This is a genomic window from Aeromonas australiensis (genome assembly GCF_000819725.1).
GTDB classification, from domain to species: domain Bacteria; phylum Pseudomonadota; class Gammaproteobacteria; order Enterobacterales; family Aeromonadaceae; genus Aeromonas; species Aeromonas australiensis.
The window spans coordinates 1-23,718 of the sequence record NZ_CDDH01000063.1 but is presented as its reverse complement, the minus strand read 5'-3'; the positions used below and the strand labels follow the sequence as shown (position 1 = coordinate 23,718).

Sequence of the window (23,718 nt, the reverse complement as noted above, 5' to 3'; positions counted from 1 at the left end):
TGTTGATCAGGCGAGATCAGTGATGTCGCACCTGCACATCCAGTGAGCCGCCGCTGTCGCTGCGAAACTGCAGGGCAAACGGTTCATGCCAGCTGCGTTTGTGCAGCGCATAGTGGCTGCTGCGCATCAGGCCAAGGGGCAGGCCGCCGGATCGCATCAACCAGTGGGGAGAGGTAAGGCCGGCATTGGCAAACACCAACCCATCGTGCTGATCAAACAGCAGCGCCGCCATGGCAAAGGAGTGGCGCAGCCCGGACTCGATCAGCTGATGGTTGAGGTAGTCGAGCAACCTGTGTGGCTGGCTCAGCAGGCGGCTCTCATGCCGCTGAAACTGGCGGTAGGGGACGTTCATCAAGGATCGCACCAGTGCGCCACAAAACGCCGCATCCGTCCCCATGATCGGCAGCTCCATCACCAATACCAGCAGCTTGTCCTCCACCTTGAAGGTATCGGGAATAAACAGCTGCCCCAACCCCTTGAAGGTGACCTGCCAGGGGCCCCACTCCTGCAAGCCAGGTGGCTTTAACCCTGCCAACAGACGGCTGGCCGCCCTGTCGTGGGCACTGAGATAGTCGATGTGCGCCATCAACTCCAGCTGCTGCGCCCGGTTGCCGCTGCCGTTGAGACACTGTTCGATGCTGCGCTCGACCTGCGCGTAATCCTCGAGGGGTTTGAGCAGATAATCCCGCGCACCGGCCCGCAAGGCGCTGGCGACCGCCTCCATGGTGCTCTGGGCCGAAATGACGATAACCGGAATATGGGGATAGCGCGTAGAGAGGCAGGCGATCACCTCGTGGCCATCCATATTGGGCATATTGAGATCGCACAGCACCACATCGGGATGGTAGAGGGCCGCCGCCGATAGCCCCTCAATGCCATCTTCGGCCTGAAACACCGTTGCCCCGTCCCGTGCGAGGTAACTCACTAACGAGTGGCGAAAAACAGCTTCGTCCTCCACCATCAGGATCCGTAGCCCGGCTCTTAACATCTTGATAAAGCTCTTATGAGTCAATTGGTTATTTAGGTATTAAGACTAGCTCAAAAGTGCGATATCAGCGGCAACGATGTGTCAAAAATAGACCTTGGTCAGATTCTGAAATACAGATTGCTCTATTAACAACCACATAGCTGCCCCCCCCCCTCTCCCCACCATGTCGCCACCTCCACGCGAATTGTGCAAGCCCCTGCCATAGGAGATAATGGCCCCCACTCCAGCCCGTGAAGAAGACCATGACCCCAGCCGAATACAGCGCCCTTGCCCACCCCAGATTGTCCCATCCGGCACGCAGTCTCTATACCCTGCAGTTGCGCCGACTGGTGCTGGAGAACCACGCAGCTCAACTCAACTATCCCGAGCTGGGTCGGGCGCTGGCGGTGGTCGATCCGGGCGATCCCAGCGGCTTCTCGTTTCAGGTCAATGCCCGCCAGCTCACCGAGCTGTTTGATGAGCTGATGGAGGCGGGCCTGCTGCAGGTCGAGGTTCAGCCCGACAGTGAGCACTACCATCAGTGCCCGTTTCAGTTGCCGCTGCTCACCCAGAAACAGCGCAGCCCGCTGCCGGAGCGCCCCTTCCAGATGCATCTGCAGTGGCGCCCGGACGAAGAGCTGCCCGCCCTCGCCCGTCTGTGCGGGGTGATCGATGCCAGCTACAGCGAAGAGGATCTGGGGGAGTTTATCGCCTACTGGCTGGGGCGCCCCGAGGTGTTCGACTCCCAGCATCAATGGATGCTCAAGTTTATTCGCGCCCTCAAGACCCGCCGCTATACCCGTCGTAAGCCGATGGAGGTGCAGGGCTACCAGCAGGTGACGCCGGCCCCGGCAGAGTCGGGCCCCAGCAAACGGGCCCAACAGATGATTGAAGAGGCCAAGCGGCTGGCCCAACAGCAGACGCAAGAGCCCGCAGCGCAGCGGGAGCCGGATAATGATTGATAGCGGCCCCCGCCTGCAGGCAGAATCAACCCCTTGTCTACCCATCCCTGATCGAGCAGAAGGAGCACTCCATGACTGACCCGCAAGATCCCCTGCGCCAGGAGCTGGAAGAGATCGAAGCCAAGCGCCAGAAGATCGCCAAGGCCAAGCAAGACACCCGTGTTCACGACCCGGAATTGAGCCGCCACGTAGGTGGTCTGCTGGAGCGCATTCGTCGCCTGCAGCAAGAGACCGGTGGCGGCCAGTATGACTACGAGACCCTGCGCAAGGAGTACGACGCCAAGGCCAACGCCGAGGTGCGCGAGCTGCAGAAGGCAGCCCGTCAGGAGCGGATCCAGAAGCTGATCGCCCAGGCCGACCTCAACCCTGACTGGGTATTTGACAAGATGGATGCCACAGACCCGGCGCTGCAATACCCCATCGAAACCGCCCGTTACTTTATCAGCGGCTTCGAGCACTGGGAGAAGAGCGGTGGCGGCTGCATGCTGATCTACGGCGACTACGGTACCGGCAAGTCGACCCTGGCAGGTGCGGTGGCGCACGAGCTGATCGCCCGTCACCAGAAGTCGGTGATCTTCCAGCAGTGGGCCTCCATCGTCGATCGCCTGTTCTTCAACGTGATCCCCGATCAGGATGAGCGCAACCAGTACCGCCGCGCGCTGGAAGAGGTGGATCTGCTGATCATCGATGAGGTATCGGCCAACCGCGCCAAAATGGCGGAGAGCCAGTCCAGCTTCCTCGGCCACTTGCTGCGCCGTCGTCGCAACCTGTCAAAGAGCGTCATCATTATCACCAACCACACACCCCAGAGCCTGCATCAGGCGATCGGTGATTTCAGCTATGAGGCGATCAAGGCGTTCAATCCGGTGGATATCCACCTGAGTGGTCCCAGCCGTCGCCCCAGCATCGGCAACTACAACGGTTGATCCCTCTCAAAGAGTGCGAGTCGCTGGCGGCTCGCACTCTCTCCTCCCTGCCAGCTCACAAATAGAAACAACTCTCATTTACAGCAAGCGAACAAGCCACTAGGCTAGCCCCTTTTGCCAAGGGAGCTCAGCTATGCCAACCACACTGATTTTCGGAGCCAGCCGCGGGCTGGGCCGCGCCTTTACTCACCACGCCCTGAGCCAGGGTCACCGGGTCGTTGCGCTGGTGCGCAGCCCCGAGATGGCCACGGAACTGGGTACACTGGGAGTTGAGGTGATCGAGGGGGATGCGCTGGATCAAGCGGCGGTGCAACAAGCATGTGTTCAGGCGGGGCTAGATGCACAGGTCGTCTCTACCCTCGGCAGCTTCCGTCAAGCCGCGCCGGTGGACTATCAGGGCAACCGCCATGTAATCGATGCCATGGAGCAGGCTGGCCTGAAACGGCTGCTGCTGGTCACCTCCCTCGGCTGTGGCGACAGCTGGCAATATTTGCCGCAGCGGGCCCGCACCGCCTTCGGTCATGAAGTGCGTCTCAAGAGTCTGGCGGAGAGCTGGCTGCAGACCAGCGCCCTCGCATGGACCATTCTGCGCCCGGCGGGCCTTCAGGATGGCGACGCCACCGGCCGCGCCGAGCTGAGTCAGGGCAAGGAGGTACACGGACTGGTACGCCGCGCCGATGTGGCCGCCCAAGGGCTGCGCCTGCTGGCGGATGAGACGGCAGTGGGGCAGATCTACGCCATCGGGGATCCCACGCTCCAGCGCGGCTAAAGCAGCAGTAAAATCGCTCATACCCACCACATACCAAAACGGTCAGCCCAAGGGCTGACCGTTTTCGCTTTACCGCACACGCTATCTCACGGGCGCTTGCCCTATCCCGCTTAACCGGCAGTCGTCTCACTCTGTACGACCGGCTGACTGGCCACCGGCAGTGACTGCTGCCGCCAACGCAGCAACAGGCAAGCCAGCACGCCGTAGAGCAGCGCCAGTCCCCATAGCTGCCACCAGTAGCGGGCAACCTGCGCGAAGTCAGCCCCCATCTGGTTGAGGCGCAGAAAACCCTCGATACCGGGGATAGTGGGCACCCACTGAGCCAGCCAGTTGAGAGGCGCCGGGATCAGCTCGAGCGGCCAGATAAAGCCCGCCAGAAAGACCAGCGGCAGAGAAGAGATGAGCACTACCTGAGTCGGCAGATCCCGCCGGGTAAAGATCGCCCCCAGCACAATCCCGAACCAGCAGGTCGCCAGCAGGAACGGCAGGGCGAACAGCCACAACTCCAGTGGGTCAGCATGGCGAGCGATGTTGTAGTGATCGAAGCAGAAGCCGAGGAAGTAGCTCACCGGCAGCAGGAACAACCCCGCCAGCACCAGGGTTCTGGCCAGCAGCAGCGGCAACACAGGCGCGCTTTGCCAGTAACCATGCTCGCCGCGGCAGCTGCGCTGGTTCTGGGTCGCCCCCAGGATCCCCGCACCCATCAGCAACACCTGATGGAGGATCAGCACGAACACCGCCGGCACCACGTAATTCACATAGCCCATGGTGGGGTTGAACACCGGCACCACGTTGAGGGCCACCGCATTCCAGCCCATGGCCGCTTGTGGCAGCGCCTCGCCGTGGCTCAACAGCCGCGCCACCTTCACCTGGGCGGCGAGAGTGCCGCCAGCCTGCGCCAATCCCTCGGCAATGGTACCGTAGACCAGAAAGTAGGAGGCATCACCGGCATAGCTCAGGGTGACGCTCTTGCCCAGCATCAGATCCCGATAGAAGTGGTTGGGGATATGCAGGATGCCGCTCGCCTCCCCGGCCATCATCAACTGACGCGCCTCGGCCAGCGAATTGGCTCGCGCCACCAGCTTTACCTGCGGCGTGGCATCGGCCATAAACTCCAGCTGACGCGACAGCTGACTGCCATCGTCGTTGACCACCACCACCGCCTCTTCCCGCGGCAGCTGATGCAGATAGGGCTGGGGATAGAGAAACGAGTAGAAGATCACCCCGCCAAACAGGGTCAGCATGATGGCGCGATCCGCCAGCAGGGTGCGCAGCTCTAGGCGCAACAGATCGACAAATCCCAGCATCACTCAGGCTCCTTTTCGGCGCTCGCCACTGCGGCTGATTGACGGGCCAGCTCGGCCTGCTGCTTGTAACGACGTACCACCAGCAGCAGGGGGAGCAGGAACAGCAGCAGCGCCCCCAGTTGCGGCAGCGCCGATGCGAGGGGCAGACCGTAGTTGCTCTGACCAATCTGTAGCTCCACATAGTGAGAGACCGGCAACAGGCTGCGCCAGAAGCGGGCGAAATCCCCCATGGCACTCACCGGAAAGGTGACTCCCATAAAGGCAAAACCGGGCGCAGTGTAAGCCCCTGCCAACGACAGGGCGCGCGCCGGATCCCGGATAATGCCGTAAAAGAAGGCCCCCATGGTGACGCAGGCAGCCGAGGCCAGCCCCAGGCCCACCACCAGCACCAGCCAGCTGCCGTGCATGGGGTAGGAGAAGCCCTTGAACAGCAGCTGCGTCCAGACTATCCCCCAGCCCCAGCCAATCAGCATGTGGGGCAGCAGGGTGCGCCAGAGGCCAAACCAGACCCCGCGAGTGGTCCAGTCCAGTCCCAGCCGATCGGTACGGGCCAGCGCATTGAGGCCGAACAGCACCACCAGGATCTGCCACACCGCGGGCAGAATGGCGCTCAGCAGAAACTGGGCGTAGCTGGAGTTGAGGTTGTAGAGCGCAGTGACCTGACTGCTGATGGGCACTGACTGTCCAATCGCACCGGGCAATGCCTTGCCGTCAGCCATCGCCTCCAGCACGCCCACCTGACCGTTAAGAGTGCCTACCACCTGCGCCAGCGCTGAGTTAACCAGCTTGGCGATCAGGATGAACTGGCCGTTGTTGAACACCGTCACCTGCGGCTGGGTGCCCTGACGGGCATCCCGCTCCAGATGGTTGGGGATCACCACCAGCGCATAGATATCGCCACCGCGCAGGGCTCGGGCACCGGCATCGATGGAGTCAAACTGTTGCGCCACCTTGAGCCCGGCCGAGCCATCCAGCGAGAAGGCGAGCTGGCGCGACAGCATGCTGTTATCGAGATCCACCAGCCCCACCTTGAGATCGCGGGCCAGCCCTGCCGAGAAGGTCCAGCAGAGGATCCCCATCAGCAGCAGCGGTACCCAGCTCATCAGGGCGCGGCTGAACGGGTCCTGCCATAGCAGCCGAAATTCACGTCCCATCAGAGTTCAACCAGCACACTCATGCCAACCCGCAGCCCCTCAACCGGTTGCAGCGGGCGAGCCTCCACCTGGAAGCTCTTCATATCGAAGCCCTGGCGGGTATCGGTGGCACGCCAGGTGGCGAAATCACCCATCACGGCCACATGAGTCACCTTGAAGCGCACCATCTGATCGCCAAGGCCCGGGATGCGGGCATCAAACTCGGCACCAAGGGGGAAGCGGGGCAGCAGATCCTCGCGGATATGGAACTGGGCCCAGGCATCGCTCATATCGAGCAGGGTCACCACAGGGAAGCCTTGTGGCGCCAGCTCGCCGCTGCGCAGCAATACCTGGCTTACCTCGCCGGAGTGAGGGCTAACGATGCGAGTGTCGGCCAGATAGGCCTCTACCTCGGCCACCGAACCCGCCGCCATCTTGGCCTTCTCGCGAGCGGCGATCTTGGTCTCTTCCCGCGCCCCTTCAAGTGCCATCTGGTACTGCTGCCACGCCATTCCTTCGCTGTAGCGAGCGGCTTGCCAGGCGGTCCAGGCCTCGTCGCGCTTTTGCAGCGGCATCACGCCATCCCGGTGCAGGCTGGCGACCCGCTCATAGGTCTTGCCGCGCAGTTGGGCGGCGGCTTTGGCTTTTTGCCACTGATCCTTGGCAGCGGCGATCTGCTGGGCTCGCGCCCCCTTCTCCGCCTCCTGCGCCAGTGCGCCCGCGGCCGCTTCACCGGCCTTGGCCTGGCTCAGCTTGGCCTCAATCTCGGGGCTCGCCAGGGTAAAGACCAGTTGATCCTTGGTCAGCTGATCACCCTTTTTCACCAGCACCTCGTCGATGCGCCCCGGCACCTTGGAGGAGACCGAGTACTGCTGCGCTTCGATCTGCCCTTGCAAACGGACCGGCTCCGGCTGGTAGGCGAGCCAGAAGCGCCAGCCGAGCCAGACCACCAGGATCACCAGCGCCAGCGGCAACAACAGCGGTTTACCCTGGCTCATCTTCTTTTTGATGGGGGGATGGCTCATCACTTCACCTCGACAAACGGGCGACCCTTGGCGGTCGAAACAGACATGAAAAAAGGAACAGACAGGGCCGGCATCATGAGCTCACCTCGATCACCTGACCATGCTGATATTGATTGAAACTGTTCATCTGGCCGGAGAGGGCCAGCAAGCGGGCCAGCGACACCACATATTGATAGGCCGCCGCCGCACGCTGAGTCTTGACCCCCGCCAGCTGGTTGCGGGCATCCACTACATCAAGGGAGGTCGAGAGCCCCTGGCCGAAGGCTTTGTCACGCAGCAGCACGTTCTCCTCGGCCAGCGCCTGGGTGGAGGAGAGGGATTGATACTCTTCAAGCCCCTGCGCCGCTTCGCGCCAAGTCTTCTCTACCAGCAGCTCCAGATCCTGACGGGTCTTGGCCTGCAGCAGATTGACCTGAAGTTCGGCGCTCTTGGCCGCCTGCACCGTCTCGGAGCGACCGTCACGGCTCACCAACGGCATGCTGACCCCCACCCCCACCAGCCAGTCCGGCGTGGTCTTGGAAGCGATCGAATCATCTTCATAGAGGTTGTAATTACCGAACAGGAATACCTCGGGGGCATATTTGCCCTGTTCGACCCGGATCAGCCCCTTGGCCTGCTCCTTCTTGGCGTTTAACAACTTGAGGCCGGGGTGCACTTCCAGGGTCTGGCTTACCAATCCCTCAAGACGCGGTAGCTCCTTGTTGACGAACAGACCATTGCCCGGCTGGGCATCCGGCAGCTTCAGCATACGGCCGAGGGCCAGCTCGGCGATCTCGAGGCTGCGGCGCGCCTTCTGGGTATCGATGCGCGCTCTGTCATAGGCTGACTGGGCGGAGAGACGCTCCACCCTGGCGATCTGCCCCTGGGCTTCCAGCTTCTTGGCGTGATCCAGATGGTGGGCCAGTCCCTCTTCGATCTCCTGTTTGGTCTGCACCACCTGAGCGGCCAGCACCACGCCGAAATAGGTCTGGGAGAAGCTCTCGAAGGTGGCTTGCTGCTTGAGCACCAGCAGCTGCTGCGCCTCGCTCACCTGCGCCTGACGGATATCCTGCGCCGCGTCGATGCGACCACCGGTAAAGAGCGGCCAGAGCATCTTGACCGAACTGGTCACCACATTTTGTTTGGTCAGGGGGGTAACAAAGTCATTGGCTGATAGATGAGGGAGAGGTATTGGCAATTGGCCCAGTATGCCCTGCAACGCCGTGATCATCTCCGGATGGCTGGCAATGGGGTTGAGATCCATCATGTCCAGCTCCATCGGCTGATCGAGGTGGGTATAACTGGCCCCCACATCTATCTTGGGCAGATACATGGCCTTGGCGGCCTCCCGCAGCTGCTTGGCCCGCTCCACCCCGGCCTGCTCGGCAGCCAACCCTTCATCCTGCTGAATGACCCGGGTCCAGGCTTCGCTGAAGCTGACGGTCTGCGCCTGCGCCGACCCCAGCACAGCCCCCAGCAGACACGGCCAGAGTGATGTAATGAACCTTGACGTCATAGATCCCCAATCCGCTTTTGTTGCATAAATGTTTGGAGCATTTGCTCGACTTAAGCCCGCCATCATAACGCAAAGCGGGCCAGCAAGTGGACTGACAATTATGCAGCCGTCCGACCCGAATGGTACAGCGCTCCGCCCCCGGCAATCTGGCCGTTTTTCAACAACTCCAGAATTTGCAAGCCTTGGCGCGACGTTTTTTTCAGAAAAAAATGGCTGACGCTCAAATACTAACCTTTTCTCCTGCCTAAAAAATGCGTAATATACGCCGCCCTAAGCCGATGGTAACCGTGGAATGCAGATAGGTCCCCACACGCTTGAAACTCCCTTGATTGTGGCCCCCATGGCCGGTGTAACTGACCGACCATTTCGTGAACTTTGTTTGCGCTTGGGGGCTGGCATGGCCGTTTCCGAGATGCTGCTGGCCAACCCGGATGTCTGGGATACCCAGAAAACCCGGATGAGGATGGATCACTCTGCAGAAGGCGGATTGCGATCGGTCCAGATTGCCGGAGCCGACCCCGAGATGATGGCGTTTGCTGCCCGCTACAACGTGGAGCAGGGCGCACAGATCGTCGACATCAACATGGGATGTCCGGCAAAAAAAGTGAATAAGAAGTTGGCAGGTTCTGCCCTGCTGCGTGCCCCCGATCAGGTCAAAGCAATTTGCCGGGCCGTGGTGGATGCCGTGGAGGTGCCTGTCACCTTGAAGATCCGCACAGGATGGGATCCAGATAACCGCAATGGCGTGGAGATCGCCCGAATCGCCGAAGATTGCGGTATCGCGGCCCTCGCCGTGCATGGTCGTACCCGTGCCTGCCTCTACAAGGGCGAAGCGGAGTACGACACGATTAAGGCGATTAAGCAGGCCGTATCGATTCCTGTTGTCGCCAATGGCGACATAGACAGCCCGGAGAAGGCCCGGTATGTCCTCGACTATACCGGTGTCGATGCCGTGATGATCGGCCGAGCTGCGCAAGGACGACCCTGGATTTTCCGGGAAATCCGTCATTTTCTTGAGACGGGCACCAAGCTGCCGCCTCCCGAGAGGGATGAGGTTCGCACCCTGATGAACGAGCATGTAACCAACCTGCACCGGTTTTATGGTGCATTTCTGGGAGCGCGCATAGCCCGTAAACACGTGGGCTGGTATCTGGATGAAGAAGAGACGGGCCGAGAATTCCGTAAGCACTTCAATGCCCTGGATTGCGCAGACGCGCAACTTGAGGCACTCGAAGCGTATTTCGATGGATTAGGTTAACAAGATAACTAAAGAGCCGACCGAATATGTTCGAACAAACCCTGACTTCTGATGCATTGGTAACAACTACTCACAATCACGCTGCCGAGCCAACCCAGCGCCCCCTGCGTGACTCTGTGCAACAGGCCCTGCGTAACTACCTGGCCCAGTTGAACGGTCAGGAAGTGATTGATCTGTACGATATGGTTCTCTCCGAAGTCGAAGCGCCGATGCTGGACGTGATCATGCAGTACACCCGTGGTAACCAGACTCGCGCCGCCGTGATGATGGGTATCAACCGTGGCACCCTGCGCAAGAAGCTCAAGCGTTACGGCATGAACTAAGCCATAACCACTAAGCTATTGAAAATAAAAGCACCTCCATTTTCATGGAGGTGCTTTTTTAGTTTTGAACCAATATTTAAACCCACGCCTGCCCCTGGCACAGAGCGCGCGAAGACCCGTGTTCAATCGCGGGGAAGGGTTGCATCAGCGACTATGGTCATTACGTAAGATGGCCAGACAATCGGGGAGTTGCCCTCAGGAATGGCTACCCGCCGTTGCCCGAGCCTGCATCGAGAAAAGGCATTACCCCATATCTGCCGAGGTGTCTACATCACCCACCTGCCAGTGAACAGTTATCCTGAACAGCCTTAATCTTTGGGCCCCTAAGAGCACAACCTGACCTCCTCCCCCTCCTCTTCGTCAACCTGAACCCGCAAAGGAAAAAAAGTCGCAATTAATCTAATGCCCACTTGGTGTAATTGATGCATTTGGCATCCACTATTACCCCTTTTATAGTAGGAGCGATGCGCCCTAAATCGCTCCTACCCCACTCATTCCGGATAGGGAACTTATGAAAAAACTCACACTGCCCCAGCTCGCCGCACTCGTGATTGTGCTGCTGGCCACCCTCTGCTGGCAGCTGCCAGCGCCGAGCGGACTCGCTCCAGCGGCCTACCATACCGCCATTCTGTTTATCGCCACCATTCTGGTCATCGTCACCAACATAGCCCCGACTGGCTATATCGCCATCCTCTCCCTCGGGCTCTACGCCGTGCTCCATGCCGGCGGCGAAGCGACCCCCAAGGCGGCCATCGAAGGGGCGCTGGTCGACTTCAACCACCCGCTGATCTGGCTTATCGTCATCGCCTTCATGATCGCCAGCGCCTTTGCCAAGACCGGCCTTGGCAAGCGGATCGCCCTGCTGCTGCTCAGCCGCTTTGGCCAGTCCACCCTGCGCTCCGCCTACTGTCTGGCGGTTGCCGACTTTATTCTGGCCCCCGCCACTCCGAGCAACACGGCTCGCGCCGCCATCGTCGCCCCCATTGCCGACTCGCTGGCCAAGACCATCAACAAGGATGACCGCAAGCTGGGGCAGTTCCTGCTCTCCAGCGTCAGCGCCATGAACGACGCCTCGGCGGTCGCCTTCAGCACCGGCTTTGCCGGCAATCTGGCGCTGGTCGGCATTGCCGCCAGCGTCGCCGGGTTGACGATCGGCTTTCGCGAGTGGGCGCTCTATCTGCTGCCGCCCGCCATCGGTCTGCTATTGCTCATTCCATTAGTGCTCTATCTGGTGATAAAGCCCGAGACCCGAGATACCCCGGATGCCCCCCGTTTCGCCCGCGAGGAGCTGGCCAAAATGGGCCCCCTCTCCCGCCATGAAAAGAGCCTGCTCGGGGTCTTTGTCGGTCTGGTGGTGCTCTGGGTTGGCGGCAGCAATCTGGGGCTGGATGCCACCACGGTTGCCTTTCTCGGTCTGGCCGCCCTGCTGCTGCTCGGCGTGCTGAACTGGAACGATGTGAAGGGCAACAGCGCCGCCTTCGATACCCTGATCTGGTTCAGCGTGCTGATGGGGATGGCCGACAACCTGAAGCGGGTCGGCTTTACCGGCTGGCTGGGGGATGAACTCTCCGTCTTTATGCACAGCACCCTCGGCGGGCTCGGCACCATTCCCATGCTGCTGGTGGTGATGGGGCTCTACCTCTTTACCTCCTACGCCTTCGCCTCGGCCACCGCCAAGGTGGTCGCGCTGGCGCCGGTGATTGCCGGAGCCCTGCTGGCGGTCGGCGTACCTGCCGAGCTGGTTATCTTCAGCATCGCCGCCATCACCAACGTCGGCTGCAACCTCGCCACCTACTCCCACGCCCGCATCCCGCTGCTGATGGGGATGGGCTATCACACCAGCGCGGAGTGGATGCGCATCGGTCTGGTGATCGCCATCGTGGGCTTTGCCGTGGTGATGAGCATCGGCCTCACCTGGTGGCAGTGGCTGATCTGATAACAAAAGGGCCCATAACGGGCCCTTTTGCATAGAGGGTGTGCAGCGTTCCATACCGGCGCTGCGCTTGCCGCAAGCGGCGGCATTGTTAAAAACAGCGCGGGTCAGCTCTGCGGCACCGCCTTGATCAGCGCCTCGTAGTGATCAATCAGCTCGGGGCCGTGCAGCGGCGAGTCGTGCCCGCCAATCACCGTCTTGATCGGCAGCTTCATCGCTTTGAGCCGCTCGATGGTCTGCGGATAGGCCTTCACATTGGCAAAGCTCAGGTTGCCCAGCTTCTCCTTGAGGATGCAGTTGCCATAAAGCACCTGCTCGTCAGGGAAGTAGACAAAGATGCCGTCCGGCGTATGGGCCGGGCCCGCATAGAAGGCGCGCACCTTGCCCTCTTGCAGGGTGAAGTCACCATCGTGCACCACGTTGGGCAGCACCAGCGGCAGATCCGGGTACTCCGGCAGCCCCTTGCGGGTAAAGGCGACAATCTCGGCCCAGTCGCTCTTCATCAGATCCCGGGTCTGGCGCGTCGCCACCACCTTGGCCCCGATGGACTTCCAGTAGGCATTACCACCCGCCCGGTCGGTGTGGTAGTTGGTGTTGATCACCTCCAGCACCGGCTTGCTGCTGACCCGTTTGATCAGCTTGTGCAGCTCGCGGGCAGTATCCGGCGTCCAGGTCGCCCCCACCACCGTCACTCCCTTAGCCCCGAAATAGACCATGGAGTTCTCTTTGACGTAGTAGTTGTCCTCCACCACATACACCGGGCCGCTCACCTGCTTAAGGGAGATCCCCGCCGCCCGCACGCTGCCGCCCCAGAAACTCGCCATCAGCACCACGGCCCCGGCCAATGTGAACTTTATCCAACCTTTCATCATCTTGCTCCCTCGAACCAACCGCCCCTCGCCACCCCTGTGGCAAGCCGGGCCTTTTAAGCAGTGGGCAGAAGATACGGGGGATTTGTGAGGGGAAAATGAGGTTGTGTGAAGAGAAAGTGAAGTCTGGGGGAAGTAAGGGGGAAGTCCGGAGCAATCAGCAGCGACCTCCTGTTCGCGAACGTCCGAATACGCTTCGCTATTCGAACCTGCAACACAGATAGCAGCCCCTCACCCTAGCCCTCTCCCGAGGGAGAGGGGACGGCCCGTGCCAATTCCAAGCCACGCATATTCACCCGCACCACAGAGCCAACACACAACCAGCGGAGCCTATTTGCTCCCTTCTCCCACTCTTGATCACAAACAAGGGGAGAAGGGCTGGGGATGAGGGGAGGTAACAATAAGCCCCATCATGTAGGGTCGATTAGCGTAGCGTAATCGTCCACATACCGCCGAGCATCGAGTCATGGCAAGGCCAACAGGAAACTCTGAGTATCACCTGCTTATCGGCCACGACCTGTTCGCGATCGTCCGAATACGCTTCGCTATTCGAACCTACGGCCCTATCTGCTGCCGCCCGCCATCGGCCTGTTGCTGCTCATGCCGCTGGTGCTCTATCTGGTGATCCGCCCCGAGACCCGCAACACGCCAGATGCCCCCCGCTTCGCCCGCGAGGAGCTGGCCAAAATGGGCCCCCTCTCCCGCCATGAGAAGAGCCTGCTCGCGGTCTTTGTCGGTCTGGTGGTGCTCTGGGTTGGCGGCAGCAATCTGGGGCTGGATGCCACCACGGTCGCCTTTCTCGGTCTGGCCGCCCTGCTGCTGCTCGGCGTGCTGAACTGGAACGATGTGAAGGGCAACAGCGCCGCCTTCGATACCCTGATCTGGTTCAGCGTGCTGATGGGGATGGCCGACAACCTGAAACGGGTCGGCTTTACCGGCTGGCTGGGGGATGAACTCTCCGTCTTTATGCACAGCACCCTCGGCGGGCTCGGCACCATTCCCATGCTGCTGGTGGTGATGGGGCTCTACCTCTTTACCTCCTACGCCTTCGCCTCGGCCACCGCCAAGGTGGTGGCGCTGGCGCCGGTGATTGCCGGAGCCCTGTTGGCGGTCGGTGTACCTGCCGAGCTGGTTATCTTCAGCATCGCCGCCATCACCAACGTCGGCTGCAACCTCGCCACCTACTCCCACGCCCGCATCCCGCTGCTGATGGGGATGGGCTATCACACCAGCGCGGAGTGGATGCGCATCGGTCTGGTGATCGCCATCGTGGGCTTTGCCGTGGTGATGAGCATCGGCCTCACCTGGTGGCAGTGGCTGATCTAACGCCAAAGGCAGCCATGACGACAGATCCTGTGCAGAGATCCCCGGCCCCGGCCGGGGATTACTTTGTACTTCGCGCTCTTTTCGTGACCTGTACTTTCCATCATCCACTATCCAGCGTCTACCATGCCCCTCACCCAACAGAGGCACAGGCACAGGCACAGTTGAACCACACACCCGAATCGAGGATGCGAATGATTGTCCCGGATTCAGGTCAAAAAGGCGGGGAGACAACATGAAGGCAAAGATGGATGTCCCAGACCTCCCGTGATCTGACGAATGCTCACTCTCGACTGACGGTCAGGGTCACAAAGCCGCGATTGTTCCCGTAAAAACCCCAGGCATCATTGGCAAAGCAATAGAGGTAGCCACTCTTGCTCGGTGTCCAGGTCGTCTCTTTGCCGATGATAAAACGGCTGTGTGGTACTGGCGTGCCGTCCGGTTTCGGATTTCCACCATCGGCAATCACCCCGATCAGGGCAAACCACTGTGCCCCTTCCACGCGCTTGGTCGCGGGGATATTGGCCTGGTTATTACGGGTCAGGTTGCCGTAAAAACGCTCGATCTTGCCAAGGGCATCGCCCAGAAGATGTGCCAGCGCCTTATATCGCACCCCCTCGGGGCCAGCTGGAACATGCGAGTCCAGCCACTCCCCCTGCGCCTTGAAGCGATAGCGGCGACCCGCCTCCAGGTAGATCCCCGTCCAATACCAGGGGTGACGCGCATAAATATCGAGGGTGAGCGGCCCCGCATCTGGCCACGCCCGTGTCACCAGGTAAGGAAGCTGGTTAATGGGGGAGAGCTTGCGCCGTATCGCCACTGATGGATGGATCTCGGCTGAATCGAGTTGCGGCAGACTGCGCGGCGAGCTCAACAACAGCTTCATCAGACCGATGTGCGAGTCATGCAGCAGCCCGACAGGATCGGGGCGAAGCTGTGCATCGACGCCCTCCCTGAAGGCCAAGCCACACAGTGCCGCCTCCTCCATCATCCATGCCAGGGTAATGTCGGAGAGTCCCCGCTCCTTGTAACCGCCCCCCACATCACTATGCACCCCGACAAACCAGCGCTGCACTATATCCCGCCCGGGGTCAGACTCCCACAAGGTGGGGGTAAAGCTCCCCCGCTTCTCGTCAATGGCAACGGCATGGCGCGCCGTCTGGATATGCAGGCCCAGCTTAAGGTCGTGAAACCGGTAGCGATCGGGGCGATCGAGCAGGTTCAGTAACCCTTTGTCATCGGGAATACCCAGCGCCCCGACCGTATCCCACACCCCAATAAAGCGAATCGCTTGCGAGCCGGGATAAAAGGTCAAATCGGTCAGGGGCTGCTTTTTGCGATAACCCTGGTCGTAGATCCGCGCAACCAGCTCGCTCATCCTCTCATCGGCACCAAATTGGACAATCCCGCATTGCCCTATCATGCCCCCGAGACTGCGCGCGGTAAAAGCACCCCGGCTGAAGCCGAACAAGAAGATCTCATCCCCTTCCTTATAATGGGTGGCCAGCCATTGGTAGCAATCACGGATATCTTCGCTAAGGCCAAAACCGACAGCGCCTCCCATCACCTTGTCGACCAGCCCCCCACTCCCGACCCCGCTCTGGTAGCGGGTCAGTTGATGCTGATCACAGATCAACGCATTGAAAAGTTTGAATACATTGGTTGGCGCCAACACGCCATCATCCTTGTTATTCTCACTGTTCCAGGTGCCATCGCAGCACACAACCAATTTTTTAGCCATCACAAGCTCCTTGTATGGCAACCCCACATCCAATATGACGCCGCAGTGCGCCTCACCACAGCCTCACCCCGCAGTACGACCCTAAAAATAGACCCGAGTTTCGAACGTAGATGTGTGGCATGACACAAAACGGTTAACAGAAAGAGACTGTGAAGCGGTGAGCGCGGCACTCCATTTCCCGCGCCAGTAACAAAGGTGGGTGCCCCAGATTTATCCGCGAACCTACAACACAGATGGCGACCCCTCACCCTAGCCCTCTCCCGAGGGAGAGGGGATGGCCTGTGCCAATTCCACGCTACTCATATTCACCCGAACCACAGAGCCAACACACAACCAGCGGAGCCTATTTGCTCCCTTCTCCCACTCTTGATCACAAACAAGGGGAGAAGGGCTGGGGATAGGGGAGGTAACAATAAGCCCCATCATGTAGGGTCGATTAGCGTAGCGTAATCGTCCGTTTACCGCGAATAGCCTGATAGCAAGAGAAGCAGGAAACCCTGAACATCAGCGTCACCTCAACGCCCTTACTTTCGCGATCGTCCGAATACGCTTCGCTATTCGAACCTACGGCCCTAAACAATGCTCAATCTATCCCGACAATAGATTAGAAAACAAATATGAAATCATATTATGATGCATGAAATTACTCACTAAAACGTGCAGGCACGGTGATGAAGAAAGAAATTTTCTACAAATACAGGGCAATGAATACTAACCTAATAGAGTCTCTTTGTTGGGATAAAATATTTTATGCTTCACCCGCAACCTTTAATGACCCACTTGACTGCAAAATGTTCTCCATTGAGAATAACTCTTCAATTGAAGAGCTAAGAAAGATATATGCTAGGCTAAAGTTTCCTAGAACACTTAAGAATGCAGAAAATAACATTAGAGGTAAAGACATTGAAGCAAAAATAAAACCCTTACTAGAAGAAATGGCAAAATCTATAGTGATAGATGACTTAAATAGAATGAGTTATAACTCAACCGATCCAGAGTATACCTGTACACCGGAGAATGCTGAAACTGGAATATTAACTTAAAATATACTTTCAGAATTAAGGGGACATTACAGTAGAGGTGTTTTCTGTTTTTCGAAAGATGAGAAAAATATGCTAATGTGGAGCCATTATGGTGATGAACATAAAGGTATCTGTATTGGATATAGCAATAATAGAAAGCCTATTCCTGATATCAAGCCTGTGATATATGGCAAGCATGGCGTGATAAAAACATCATCACTTTACAATGCATTTGTTAAAAATGATAAAGATGAACAAACCATCATAGAAAATGAAATCCTCTTAAAGAAAAGCAGAACGTGGAAATATGAAAAAGAATACAGACTAATAAGTAACATTGGTCTTCAAGACTCTCCCCTAATGTTAGAGGAAATCACGTTTGGCCTCCGATGCCCAGCTGAAATAAGGCATACAATTATAAAAATGCTCGAAGGTCGACAACCAAGTATAAAGTACTATGAAATGGTATTAACAAACAAAAATGCAGACCTGATTAAGCAACCTTACAACGAAAATTGCGAGTGGAGCGTCCACTTACCCAAGGTAGCATATTCAGGCGTGGAAATTTTTGGTGAACATAAGATGGAAATGCCGAACCAATAACACATTTAAATAAAAACCACCCGCCATGGCGGGTGGTTTTTTTATTCTCTCAGAATGACTCCGAGATATTTAACTCACAATACAAATCAAATCAACGGCGGCGTGCGTGGCGGCACCATACGCTTGCTGCCGGTGGACTCGAAGGCCGAGGCGAAGCGCAGCAGGTTGTTGTCGTCATAGGCGCGACCGGCGAAGGTCAGCCCCACCGGCATACCGATATCGGCCATCACGCCCATGGGGACGGTGACGGTCGGCACGCCGAGGTGGCGAATGGCGAGGTTGCCGTTGGCAACCCAGATGCCGTTGCTCCAGGCGATATCGGCGGAGGCCGGATTCACATCCGCATCAGCCGGAGCGACGTCCGCGACAGTGGGGAACAGCACGGCGTCGAGCTTGAGCCCGTCCATCCACTCTTCCAAGTCCAGCTTGCGGGTCTTTTCCAGAGCGCGCAGGCCGTCCGGCACTGTGGCGATCTCGTCCCAGGATTTCAGGCCGCGCTTGGCCATATTGACGTACTCGTCCATGCCCGCCGCCAGATCGCCCTCGCGGTTCGGCAATGTGCCCGGATCGTGGGGGAAGATCTTCGGCCCATCGACGTCCTCAAGCTTATTAAGTTTGGGATCGCCGTTGGCGCGCAGGAAGTCGTCGAACGCCCAGCCGGAGAGCTCCCACAGTTCGTCGTTGAGAAACTCCGGACTCACGATGCCGCGATTGAACACGGTCGGCGCGCCGGGTCGGTCACCTTCGCAGTTGGAGACCAGCGGGAAGTCCACTTCGATAACTTCTGCGCCCGCGGCTTCCAGCGCCTTGCGCGCATCTTCCCAGAGCGCAATCACGGTCTCGCGGGTATGGATGCGCTGACCGGTCGGGCCGCCGATACCGGGGTTTTCGCTGGTGCCGGCCAGTTCATCCTTGTTGATAAACATGCGCGGCACGCCGAGGCGCTTGCCCTTGAGGGCATCGGCCTTGGCCGCCAGTTCCAGATAGGAAGCCGGACGCACCTCGGAAGCCTTGGGCAGCTGTACCCAGGGTTGCATGCGCCACAGATCGCCACGGGTATCGGCATCGTCGGCCACCACTACGTCGAGCACTTCCAGCAGGTCGTTCATGGTGCGGGCATAGGGCACCACTACATCCATGGTCGGGGTCAGCGGCCAGTTGCCGCGCACCGAGATGACGCCACGGGACGGGGTGTAGGCACACAGACCGTTGTTGGAAGCCGGGCCACGGCCGCTCGACCAGGTCTCTTCCGCCAGACCAAAGGCGGAGAAGCTGGCGGCGGTGGCGGTACCGGCGCCGTTGGAGGAGCCGGAGGCAAACGGCGCGGTCAGGTAGTCGGCATTGTAGGGGCTCTCGGCACGGCCATAGACGCCGCGCTGCATGCCGCCATTGGCCATCGGCGGCATATTGGTTTTGCCAAGGCAGATGGCACCGGCAGCGCGCAGGCGCTCAACGGTAAAGGCATCGCGCTGGGCCACCAGATCCTTGAAGGCTGGGCTGCCGGAGGCGGCAGTCAGCCCCTTGACCAGATAGCTGTCTTTGGCGGTGTAGGGGATGCCGTCGAGCGGCCCCAGGGTCTCGCCACGGGCGCGGCGGGCATCGGAATCTTGCGCCTCTTTCAGCGCATCGGGATTGGCGACCACCACGGCGTTGAGTTTGGTGGCAGTCTCGGGGCCGTTGTAGGCCTCGATACGGGCCAGATAGGCCTTGACCAGTTCGACCGCTGTGGTGCGGCCTGCTTCGAGCGCGGCACGCAGCTCGGCAATGGAAACCTCGGTGACATCTACCATTTTGGCGATCATTTGGATCTCCTGTAAAAGGGTGACTGTTTGTCATGATGATCGCCGCATCAGCGCCTGCGACCATCACACTATTAAGGGATAAAACCCCACGGCGTGGGGTTTTGAATACTCACTGGAACCGGTTTACGACCCGTCGCGAGAGGCCGTCAGCAAGGTGAAGAGCAGCGCAGGAACCGGAGTGTATGTGAATACATGAGCCGTTTGTTCCACATAAGCGAGCAGCACATGAGCCTTGATCACGGCTTCGCAGCAGGATCGTCATCCGGTTCTTATTTGCCGGAAGGGATCTGCTGGGTAATGCAGTGAATATTGCCACCGCCCAGCAGGATCTCGCGAGCCGGCACGCCGACCACTGTGTGATCCGGGAAGATCTCTTCCAGAATGCGCTGGGCTTCGCCATCGGTGGCGGCATCCAGCAGCGGGTAGACGATGCGATCGTTGGTGATGAGGAAGTTCACATAGGAACCGGCCAGACGGCCTTCTGCCTCGCGCGGCACACCGCTGCCGCTCTCGACACCGGCAGACTCCTCTTCAGTGCAGAACAGCGGGCCCGGCTGGGGCAGCTTCCACACTTTCAGCTTGCGACCCTTGGCATCGACTGCCGCTTCCAGCACCTTGAGGGCGGCCACGGAGCGGGTGTACTGGGGATCGTTCTGATCGTCAGTCCAGTGCAGGGCCACTTCACCCGGACGCACGAAGCAGCACATGTTGTCGATGTGGCCGTCGGTTTCATCCATGTAGACGCCTTCGTCCAGCCAGATAAAGCTGGTGACGCCCAGATAGTCGCGCAGGTGAGCTTCGATCTGCTCTTTGGTCAGGTGCGGGTTGCGGTTTTCGTTGAGCAGGCACTCGGCGGTGGTCAGGCAGGTACCTTCGCCATCGACGTGGATGGAGCCCCCTTCCAGAATGAGCGGCGCGTCGTAACGAGCCATGCCGTGCTGGGCCAGCATCTGGGCAGCAACCTCTTCATCCTGATCCCACGGGTAGTAGAGACCGCCCTTGTGGCCGCCCCAGGCGTTGAAGCCCCAATCCACCCCACGGCACTCGCCGGCAGCGTTGGTAACGATGGTCGGGCCGGTATCGCGGGCCCAGCAGTCATCGCTGTTCATTTCAACCAGAGTAACGTGGGCGGGCATGATGGCGCGGGCCTGCTCCATAAACTGGGCCGGTACCCCCATAAAGACCGGCGTGGCGCCACCGATGGCATCGGCCACCTTGGCGAAGGTCTCTTGCGCGAAGCGACCGGCTACGCGCCAGTTGTCCGGACGAAACGGCCAGATCATCCAGACGGCCTGCTGGTGCGCCCACTCGGCGGGCATGGTGAAGCCGTCTGTGGCTGGCGTGGAGTTAATGGTCTTGATGCTCATCGCAAGGCTCCTTGCATGGATTGAGGCCCCCGTTTACGCCCGATGCGGCGCGGGAACCCGGAAAAATAAGAGTGGGTCGCAGATTAAGACGTTGCGCCCCCATCCATCAAATGAATAGGATGGATTGTCCCATAAACACTGCGAATAATCCCCCCATGAAACTGCACCAGCTCGACCTCAATCTGCTGCTCGCGTTTGACGCCCTGATGACGCAGGGCAGCGTCACCCGCGCCGCCGAAGCGCTCTTTATCAGCCAGCCCGCCATGAGCCACTCCCTTAACCGGCTGCGCACCTTTCTCGGCGACCCGCTGCTGGTGCGCACCCCGCAGGGGATGCTGCCGACCCCGCGCGCCCAGCGGTTGCATCTCGGGGTGCAGCAGGCGCTGCGGCTGCTGGAGCAGCAGCTCACCGAGGAAGAAGAGTTCGAGCCGAGCCAGTCGAAGCGGCGCTTCGTGCTCTGCACCACAGATTACGTGGAGTGCGTGCTGATCCCGCCGCTTATTCAGCGGCTCAGAGGGCTGGCGCCGGGGGTCACCATCGAGATCCGCATCCTGCGCGACACCCTGCCGGAGGCGGAGCTGGCAAGTGGCGAGATCGATCTGGTGCTGGGCTTTGACGAGTACATGCAGGTGCCGGGGTATCTGGGCAAGGAGACCTGGCTCACCGAGCCGCTGGCCGGACTGGTGCGCGCCGATCTGCCGATGACCGCCCCAGCGCTCGCTGAGAGTGGGGATGACCCGACGCGGCAGCCCGAACGCATCAGCTTGTCGCAACTGATCGAGATGCCCCATGTGTTCCACTCGCCGCTGGGCACCTCGGAGGCGAGCCTAGACCGCTATCTGAAGAGTCAGGGCTTTAGCCGCACCATCTCGGTCAACAGCCAGAGTTATATGTCCGCCGCTGCCATCGTCAGCCAGAGCGATCACCTGCTGGTGCTGCCCAGCATGGTGGCCGAGCTGCTCGCCAGCCACTGGCCGCTGAAAAGCCTGCCGCTGCCCGAAGACGTGCCGGATTATCACCTCAACTGCGTCTGGCATCCCGTGCACGCGCAGCAACCGGCGCTGGTATGGCTGAAAGATTTGATGAAAGAGTTGGTAAGCCCGAAGTAAGGGGGCGGCGTCTGGCATACCCCATCGGCGCATATGCAATAACCAGCGCAGGTGTGGCTCAAGGATTGCGTGAAGGAGCTTGTTGACCGACCCCGATGCCCAAACCGAACCTCGATCAGTTCCCTCTCCCTTTGGGAGAGGGTTAGGGTGAGGGCTGCTCCCTCCCCCTCATCCCCAGCCCTTCTCCCACAAGGGGAGAAGGGAGCCGTTACGCTACAACTTGCAGCATCGCGGACAACCAGTCAGCCAGACTCCCAATAGATTTGGAAAGTTATCGCCATCTGCTATCACCCAATCCAGCTTCCCCAGCTCGAATAAGGCAATAAACACAGGCTGATCAGCCCAATCCCGACTGCACCTCGATCTGTTCCCTCTCCCTTTGGGAGAGGGTTAGGGTGAGGGACGCTCCTAACTCCTGCTCCCCCTCATCCCCAGCCCTTCTCCCGCAAGGGGAGAAGGGAGCCGTTACGCTGCAACTTGCAGCATCGCGGGTAACCAACTAGCAGGGCAATGCCCATCAGCTTGTCAGCTTGTCAGCTTGTCAGCTTGTCAGCTTGTCATTACCAAAATCCAGCTATGGCCCATTGTGGTCAACCAAAGATCAACAGCACCTCGATCTGTCCCCTCTCCCTCTGGGAGAGGGTTAGGGTGAGGGACGATCCTAGCTCCCCCTCATCCCCAGCCCTTCTCCCGCAAGGGGAGAAGGGAGCCGTTACGCTGCAACTTGCAGCATCGCGGACAACCATTCAGCCAGCCAAACTGATTCCCAATAGATTTGGAAAGTTATCGCCATCTGCTATCACCCAATCGAGCTTCCCCAGCTTGAATACGGCCATAAGCACAATGCTGATCAGCCCCATCCCGACTGCACCTCGATCTGCCCCCTCTCCCTTTGGGAGAGGGTTGGGGTGAGGGACGCTCCTAGCTCCTGCTCATCCCCAGCCCTTCTCCCGCAAGGGGAGAAGGGAACCGTTACGCTGCAACTTGCAGCATCGCAGACAGCCAGCCAGCCAGCCAGCCAGCCAGCCAGCCAGCCAGCCAGTCTGGCTGATTCCCAATAGATTCGAAAAGTTATCGCCCTCTGCTATCACCCAATCCAGCCTCACCAGCTCGAATAAGGCAATAAACACAGTGCTGATCAGCCCCATCCCGACTGCACCTCGATCTGTCCCCTCTCCCTCTGGGAGAGGGCTCGGGACGCAATATTCAGCCGGTAAACACCGGGGAAGCTGGCTATATCTATAGGGCCAAACAGAACTGGAGCGCGTTATGGAGAGCAACCGCTTTGCCAAGCGGCTGAGACGTGATGCCACGCTGGCAGAGCAAAAACTGTGGCAACAGCTGCGCAATCGCCGTCTGGCGGGAGTGAAATTTCGCCGCCAAATGCCTATCGGCCCCTATGTGGTGGATTTCATCTGTCTTGAACAGGGATTGATCATCGAAGTGGATGGTTCGCAACATGGAATACAAACGAATCAGATGCATGACAAGGCTCGAACGGCCTATCTCAATCAGCAGGGATTTCGGGTGATACGAGTGTGGAATAACGATGTGCTGAGTCGGATGGAGGTCGTACTGGCCCATATTTGGCTCTCATTGCGCTGAGCAGAGCCCTCCCCCTCATCCCCAACCCTTCTCCCGCAAGGGGAGAAGGGAGCAAACAACCCGGCGGCGTGTGGCATCCCCGGAAACAACCATGGCTCCCGCAAGGGGAGAAGGGAGCAAACAACCCGGCGGCGTGTGGCATCCCCGGAAACAAACATATCTCCCGCAAGGGGAGAAGG

20 protein-coding genes are annotated in these 23,718 nt (G+C 59.4%); 11 read left to right on the top strand and 9 right to left on the bottom strand.

The window, feature by feature from the left end; all coding sequences use genetic code 11:
* Positions 1-16: 16 nt before the first annotated feature.
* Positions 17-988, bottom strand: coding sequence for a response regulator (locus tag BN1117_RS10885; RefSeq protein WP_040097302.1), 972 nt, complete (start codon positions 986-988; stop codon positions 17-19).
* A 242-nt stretch (positions 989-1,230) separates the two neighbouring features.
* Between BN1117_RS10885 and BN1117_RS10880 the strand changes: the two genes are divergently transcribed.
* The 3 genes from BN1117_RS10880 (at position 1,231) to BN1117_RS10870 (ending at position 3,624) form a co-directional block, all read left to right on the top strand.
* A complete protein-coding gene (locus BN1117_RS10880) occupies positions 1,231-1,929 on the top strand; it encodes a DnaT-like ssDNA-binding domain-containing protein (protein ID WP_040097298.1) in 699 nt (232 codons plus the stop codon).
* Between the two features lie 71 nt (positions 1,930-2,000).
* Positions 2,001-2,855: a DnaA ATPase domain-containing protein gene (locus BN1117_RS10875; RefSeq protein ID WP_040097296.1), complete on the top strand. Its 855-nt coding sequence runs from the start codon at positions 2,001-2,003 to the stop codon at positions 2,853-2,855.
* A gap of 133 nt (positions 2,856-2,988) precedes the next feature.
* Positions 2,989-3,624, top strand: coding sequence for an SDR family oxidoreductase (locus BN1117_RS10870; RefSeq protein WP_040097294.1), 636 nt, complete (start codon positions 2,989-2,991; stop codon positions 3,622-3,624).
* Between the two features lie 110 nt (positions 3,625-3,734).
* On the opposite strand, the gene BN1117_RS10865 is transcribed toward BN1117_RS10870, so the two are convergent.
* The 4 genes from BN1117_RS10865 to BN1117_RS10850 all read right to left on the bottom strand — a co-directional run bounded on the left by BN1117_RS10865 (position 3,735) and on the right by BN1117_RS10850 (position 8,584).
* The gene (locus BN1117_RS10865; RefSeq protein WP_040097292.1) at positions 3,735-4,931 is read right to left on the bottom strand and encodes an ABC transporter permease; all 1,197 of its coding nucleotides are present in this window, start codon (positions 4,929-4,931) and stop codon (positions 3,735-3,737) included.
* A complete protein-coding gene (locus tag BN1117_RS10860) occupies positions 4,931-6,085 on the bottom strand; it encodes an ABC transporter permease (RefSeq protein WP_040097291.1) in 1,155 nt (384 codons plus the stop codon). Before BN1117_RS10860 ends, BN1117_RS10865 begins: the two co-directional genes overlap by 1 nt.
* Positions 6,085-7,089, bottom strand: coding sequence for an HlyD family secretion protein (locus BN1117_RS10855; protein ID WP_082032591.1), 1,005 nt, complete (start codon positions 7,087-7,089; stop codon positions 6,085-6,087). Before BN1117_RS10855 ends, BN1117_RS10860 begins: the two co-directional genes overlap by 1 nt.
* 73 nt (positions 7,090-7,162) lie before the next feature.
* A complete protein-coding gene (locus BN1117_RS10850; RefSeq protein WP_040097289.1) occupies positions 7,163-8,584 on the bottom strand; it encodes a TolC family protein in 1,422 nt (473 codons plus the stop codon).
* A 292-nt stretch (positions 8,585-8,876) separates the two neighbouring features.
* On the opposite strand from BN1117_RS10850, the gene dusB reads away from it, so the two are divergent.
* The 3 genes from dusB to BN1117_RS10835 all read left to right on the top strand — a co-directional run bounded on the left by dusB (position 8,877) and on the right by BN1117_RS10835 (position 12,101).
* Complete coding sequence (gene dusB / locus BN1117_RS10845) at positions 8,877-9,842, top strand: tRNA dihydrouridine synthase DusB (RefSeq protein WP_040097287.1); 966 nt, start codon at positions 8,877-8,879, stop codon at positions 9,840-9,842.
* A gap of 26 nt (positions 9,843-9,868) precedes the next feature.
* Positions 9,869-10,165 (top strand): DNA-binding transcriptional regulator Fis, encoded by a 297-nt coding sequence (fis, locus tag BN1117_RS10840; protein ID WP_005309538.1) that lies wholly within the window; start codon positions 9,869-9,871, stop codon positions 10,163-10,165.
* Positions 10,166-10,676: 511 nt separating this feature from the next.
* On the top strand, positions 10,677-12,101 hold the full coding sequence (locus tag BN1117_RS10835) for a DASS family sodium-coupled anion symporter (RefSeq protein ID WP_040097286.1): 1,425 nt from the start codon (positions 10,677-10,679) through the stop codon (positions 12,099-12,101).
* A 104-nt stretch (positions 12,102-12,205) separates the two neighbouring features.
* On the opposite strand, the gene cphA is transcribed toward BN1117_RS10835, so the two are convergent.
* The gene (cphA, locus tag BN1117_RS10830; RefSeq protein ID WP_082032590.1) at positions 12,206-12,970 is read right to left on the bottom strand and encodes a CphA family subclass B2 metallo-beta-lactamase; all 765 of its coding nucleotides are present in this window, start codon (positions 12,968-12,970) and stop codon (positions 12,206-12,208) included.
* A gap of 564 nt (positions 12,971-13,534) precedes the next feature.
* On the opposite strand from cphA, the gene BN1117_RS10825 reads away from it, so the two are divergent.
* A complete protein-coding gene (locus BN1117_RS10825) occupies positions 13,535-14,293 on the top strand; it encodes an anion permease (protein WP_342027635.1) in 759 nt (252 codons plus the stop codon).
* 280 nt (positions 14,294-14,573) lie between these two features.
* On the opposite strand, the gene BN1117_RS10820 is transcribed toward BN1117_RS10825, so the two are convergent.
* Positions 14,574-16,031 (bottom strand): DUF2235 domain-containing protein, encoded by a 1,458-nt coding sequence (locus BN1117_RS10820; RefSeq protein WP_040097283.1) that lies wholly within the window; start codon positions 16,029-16,031, stop codon positions 14,574-14,576.
* Between the two features lie 671 nt (positions 16,032-16,702).
* Here BN1117_RS10820 and BN1117_RS19460 point away from each other — a divergent pair.
* Both BN1117_RS19460 and BN1117_RS10815 read left to right on the top strand, forming a co-directional pair.
* Positions 16,703-17,074, top strand: a complete 372-nt coding sequence (locus BN1117_RS19460) for a hypothetical protein (RefSeq protein WP_156129956.1) — start codon at positions 16,703-16,705, stop codon at positions 17,072-17,074.
* 69 nt (positions 17,075-17,143) lie between these two features.
* Entirely contained in the window at positions 17,144-17,656 is a 513-nt protein-coding gene (locus tag BN1117_RS10815; RefSeq protein ID WP_040097281.1) for a DUF2971 domain-containing protein, read from the top strand.
* Between the two features lie 86 nt (positions 17,657-17,742).
* Here BN1117_RS10815 and BN1117_RS10810 read toward each other — a convergent pair whose 3' ends face one another.
* Together BN1117_RS10810 and aguA are read right to left on the bottom strand one after the other, a co-directional pair.
* The gene (locus BN1117_RS10810; RefSeq protein ID WP_040097328.1) at positions 17,743-19,446 is read right to left on the bottom strand and encodes an amidase; all 1,704 of its coding nucleotides are present in this window, start codon (positions 19,444-19,446) and stop codon (positions 17,743-17,745) included.
* A 281-nt stretch (positions 19,447-19,727) separates the two neighbouring features.
* Positions 19,728-20,825 carry an agmatine deiminase gene (gene aguA / locus BN1117_RS10805; RefSeq protein ID WP_040097279.1) on the bottom strand — a complete coding sequence of 366 codons (1,098 nt, stop codon included), beginning with the start codon at positions 20,823-20,825 and terminating at the stop codon, positions 19,728-19,730.
* Positions 20,826-20,980: 155 nt separating this feature from the next.
* Here aguA and BN1117_RS10800 point away from each other — a divergent pair, with 155 nt between their 5' ends.
* Positions 20,981-21,934: a LysR family transcriptional regulator gene (locus BN1117_RS10800; protein WP_040097277.1), complete on the top strand. Its 954-nt coding sequence runs from the start codon at positions 20,981-20,983 to the stop codon at positions 21,932-21,934.
* A gap of 1,269 nt (positions 21,935-23,203) precedes the next feature.
* Complete coding sequence (locus BN1117_RS10790) at positions 23,204-23,539, top strand: endonuclease domain-containing protein (RefSeq protein WP_040097274.1); 336 nt, start codon at positions 23,204-23,206, stop codon at positions 23,537-23,539.
* Positions 23,540-23,718 lie beyond the last annotated feature (179 nt).

Bases quoted from the DNA above. Each gene is read 5' to 3' on its own strand.
- BN1117_RS10820 (WP_040097283.1), bottom strand. From the start codon at position 16,031: ATGGCTAAAAAATTGGTTGTGTGCTGCGATGGCACCTGGAACAGTGAG.
- BN1117_RS10880 (WP_040097298.1), top strand. From the start codon at position 1,231: ATGACCCCAGCCGAATACAGCGCCCTTGCCCACCCCAGATTGTCCCAT.
- BN1117_RS10815 (WP_040097281.1), top strand. From the start codon at position 17,144: ATGCTAATGTGGAGCCATTATGGTGATGAACATAAAGGTATCTGTATT.
- BN1117_RS10800 (WP_040097277.1), top strand. From the start codon at position 20,981: ATGAAACTGCACCAGCTCGACCTCAATCTGCTGCTCGCGTTTGACGCC.
- BN1117_RS10860 (WP_040097291.1), bottom strand. From the start codon at position 6,085: ATGGGACGTGAATTTCGGCTGCTATGGCAGGACCCGTTCAGCCGCGCC.
- BN1117_RS10790 (WP_040097274.1), top strand. From the start codon at position 23,204: ATGGAGAGCAACCGCTTTGCCAAGCGGCTGAGACGTGATGCCACGCTG.
- BN1117_RS10855 (WP_082032591.1), bottom strand. From the start codon at position 7,089: ATGAGCCATCCCCCCATCAAAAAGAAGATGAGCCAGGGTAAACCGCTG.
- BN1117_RS10865 (WP_040097292.1), bottom strand. From the start codon at position 4,931: ATGCTGGGATTTGTCGATCTGTTGCGCCTAGAGCTGCGCACCCTGCTG.
- BN1117_RS10885 (WP_040097302.1), bottom strand. From the start codon at position 988: ATGTTAAGAGCCGGGCTACGGATCCTGATGGTGGAGGACGAAGCTGTT.
- aguA (WP_040097279.1), bottom strand. From the start codon at position 20,825: ATGAGCATCAAGACCATTAACTCCACGCCAGCCACAGACGGCTTCACC.
- BN1117_RS10870 (WP_040097294.1), top strand. From the start codon at position 2,989: ATGCCAACCACACTGATTTTCGGAGCCAGCCGCGGGCTGGGCCGCGCC.
- BN1117_RS10875 (WP_040097296.1), top strand. From the start codon at position 2,001: ATGACTGACCCGCAAGATCCCCTGCGCCAGGAGCTGGAAGAGATCGAA.
- BN1117_RS19460 (WP_156129956.1), top strand. From the start codon at position 16,703: ATGAAGAAAGAAATTTTCTACAAATACAGGGCAATGAATACTAACCTA.
- BN1117_RS10810 (WP_040097328.1), bottom strand. From the start codon at position 19,446: ATGGTAGATGTCACCGAGGTTTCCATTGCCGAGCTGCGTGCCGCGCTC.
- cphA (WP_082032590.1), bottom strand. From the start codon at position 12,970: ATGATGAAAGGTTGGATAAAGTTCACATTGGCCGGGGCCGTGGTGCTG.
- BN1117_RS10850 (WP_040097289.1), bottom strand. From the start codon at position 8,584: ATGACGTCAAGGTTCATTACATCACTCTGGCCGTGTCTGCTGGGGGCT.
- dusB (WP_040097287.1), top strand. From the start codon at position 8,877: ATGCAGATAGGTCCCCACACGCTTGAAACTCCCTTGATTGTGGCCCCC.
- BN1117_RS10835 (WP_040097286.1), top strand. From the start codon at position 10,677: ATGAAAAAACTCACACTGCCCCAGCTCGCCGCACTCGTGATTGTGCTG.
- fis (WP_005309538.1), top strand. From the start codon at position 9,869: ATGTTCGAACAAACCCTGACTTCTGATGCATTGGTAACAACTACTCAC.